Raw genomic sequence first — 2,910 nt, 5'->3', positions numbered from 1 at the left:
CATCCTTGATGGATTCGGCCACGGTGGTCGGGCCTTTGTAGACGTCGTTGCCCGCGATGACCGGCAGGCTGCCGGAGCTTTCACCGACGGCAATGGTGATCACCTTGCCGCTGTTCAGGGTGACGGTGACGGGTTCGTTGTGCGCGGTGACCAGGTTGCCTTTGGCGTCGGTCAGGGTCGCGGTGTAGGTGATGGTGCCGTTTTCATTCACGGTCGGCGAGGCGGTCAACGTCACGGTAGTCGTGTCATTGACGTCATTCACCGTAGTGGTGACCGGCGTTTTGTTCGGCGCAACGGCTTCAAGGTTGCCACCGGCCGCTTCCTTAATCGATTCGGAAACGGTGGTCGGGCCTTTATAGACGTCATTGTCCGCCGTGACCGGCAGGCTACCGGAGCTTTCACCGACCGCGATGGTGATCACCTTGCCGCTGTTCAGGGTGACGGTGACGGGTTCGTTGTGCGCAGTGACCAGGTTGCCTTTGGCGTCGGTCAGGGTCGCGGTGTAGGTGATCGTGCCGTTTTCATTCACGGTCGGCGAGGCAGTGAGCGTCACAGTCGTCGCGTCATTCACATCGCTGACGATGGTGGTCGCAGGCGTGGTGTTTGGCGCTACCGCTTCCAAATTCCCGCCCGAGGCATTCTTGATCGACTCGGAAACGGTGGTCGGACCTTTGTAGACGTCGTTACTTGCCGTGACTGGCAAGCTACCGGAGCTTTCGCCCACCGCGATGGTGATGACCTTGCCGCTGTTCAGCGTCACGGTCACGGGCTCGTTGTGCGCAGTGACGAGGTTGCCTTTGGCATCAGTCAGGGTCGCGGTGTAGGTGATCGTGCCGTTCTCGGCAACGCCTGGGGTCGCGGTCAGGGTTACCGTGGTGGCGTCATTGACGTCGCTGACGATGGTCGTGGCAGGCGTGGTGTTCGGCGCTACGGCTTCCAAATTCCCGCCCGAGGCATCCTTGATCGACTCGGAAACGGTGGTTGGGCCTTTGTAGACGTCGTTGTCCGCCGTGACCGGCAAGCTACCGGAGCTTTCACCGACCGCGATGGTGATGACTTTCCCGCTGTTCAGGGTGACGGTGACGGGTTCGTTGTGCGCAGTGACCAGGTTGCCTTTGGCATCGGTCAGGGTCGCGGTGTACGTAATGGTGCCGTTTTCATTCACGGTCGGCGAGGCGGTCAACGTCACGGTCGTTGCGTCATTCACGTCGCTGACGATGGTCGTGGCAGGCGTCGTGTTCGGCGCAACGGCTTCGAGGTTGCCACCGGCCGCTTCCTTGATCGATTCGGAAACGGTGGTCGGGCCTTTATAGACGTCATTGTCCGCCGTGACCGGCAAGCTGCCGGAGCTTTCACCGACCGCGATGGTGATGACTTTGCCGCTGTTCAGGGTGACGGTGACGGGCTCGTTGTGCGCAGTGACCAGGTTGCCTTTGGCATCGGTCAGGGTCGCGGTGTAGGTGATGGTGCCGTTTTCATTCACGGTCGGCGAGGCAGTGAGCGTCACGGTCGTTGCGTCATTCACATCGCTGACGATGGTGGTCGCAGGCGTAGTGTTCGGCGCTACGGCTTCGAGGTTGCCACCGGCCGCTTCCTTGATCGATTCGGAAACGGTGGTCGGACCTTTATAGACGTCATTGTCCGCCGTGACCGGCAGGCTGCCGGAGCTTTCGCCCACAGCGATGGTGATCACCTTGCCGCTGTTCAGCGTCACGGTCACGGGCTCGTTGTGCGCGGTGACCAGGTTGCCTTTGGCGTCGGTCAGGGTCGCGGTGTAGGTGATCGTGCCGTTTTCATTCACGGTCGGCGAGGCGGTCAACGTCACGGTCGTTGCGTCATTCACGTCGCTGACGATGGTGGTCGCTGGCGTGGTGTTTGGCGCGACGGCTTCCAAATTCCCGCCCGAGGCATCCTTGATCGATTCGGAAACGGTGGTTGGGCCTTTGTAGACGTCGTTGTCCGCCGTGACCGGCAGGCTACCGGAGCTTTCGCCCACTGCGATGGTGATCACCTTGCCGCTGTTCAGCGTCACGGTGACGGGTTCGTTGTGCGCAGTGACGAGGTTGCCTTTGGCATCGGTCAGGGTCGCGGTGTACGTAATGGTGCCGTTTTCATTCACGGTCGGCGAGGCAGTGAGCGTCACGGTCGTCGCGTCATTCACGTCGCTGACGATGGTCGTGGCTGGCGTGGTGTTCGGCGCTACCGCTTCCAAATTCCCGCCCGAGGCTTCCTTGATCGACTCGGAAACGGTGGTCGGACCTTTGTAGACGTCGTTGTCCGCCGTGACCGGCAAGCTACCGGAGCTTTCGCCGACCGCGATGGTGATCACCTTGCCGCTGTTCAGCGTCACGGTGACGGGTTCGTTGTGCGCAGTGACCAGGTTGCCTTTGGCGTCGGTCAGGGTTGCGGTGTAGGTGATGGTGCCGTTCTCGGCAACGCCTGGGGTCGCCGTCAGGGTTACCGTGGTCGCGTCATTCACGTCGCTGACGATGGTGGTCGCAGGCGTAGTGTTTGGTGCTACGGCTTCGAGGTTGCCACCGGCCGCTTCCTTGATCGATTCGGAGACGGTAGTCGGACCTTTATAGACGTCGTTGTCGGCCGTGACCGGCAAGCTGCCGGAGCTTTCACCGACCGCGATGGTGATGACTTTCCCGCTGTTCAGGGTGACGGTGACGGGTTCGTTGTGCGCGGTGACGAGGTTGCCTTTGGCGTCGGTCAGGGTCGCGGTGTAGGTGATCGTGCCGTTCTCGGCAACGCCTGGGGTCGCCGTCAGGGTTACCGTGGTCGCGTCATTCACATCGCTGACGATGGTGGTCGCAGGCGTGGTGTTTGGCGCTACCGCTTCCAAATTCCCGCCCGAGGCATTCTTGATCGACTCGGAAACGGTGGTCGGACCTTTGTAGACGTCGT

At 61.4% G+C, this 2,910-nt stretch carries 1 protein-coding gene; it reads right to left on the bottom strand.

Translation table 11 applies throughout. The annotated features are described in order from the left end of the window. Positions 1 to 2,910: beta strand repeat-containing protein (locus FQ192_RS33775; RefSeq protein WP_372242382.1), on the bottom strand; the 2,910-nt coding region annotated here is incomplete at both ends.

The sequence above is a fragment of the Pseudomonas sp. ANT_J12 genome (genome assembly GCF_008370045.1).
Classification (GTDB): Bacteria; Pseudomonadota; Gammaproteobacteria; order Pseudomonadales; family Pseudomonadaceae; genus Aquipseudomonas.
This window is presented reverse-complemented; position numbering and strand designations above follow the sequence as displayed.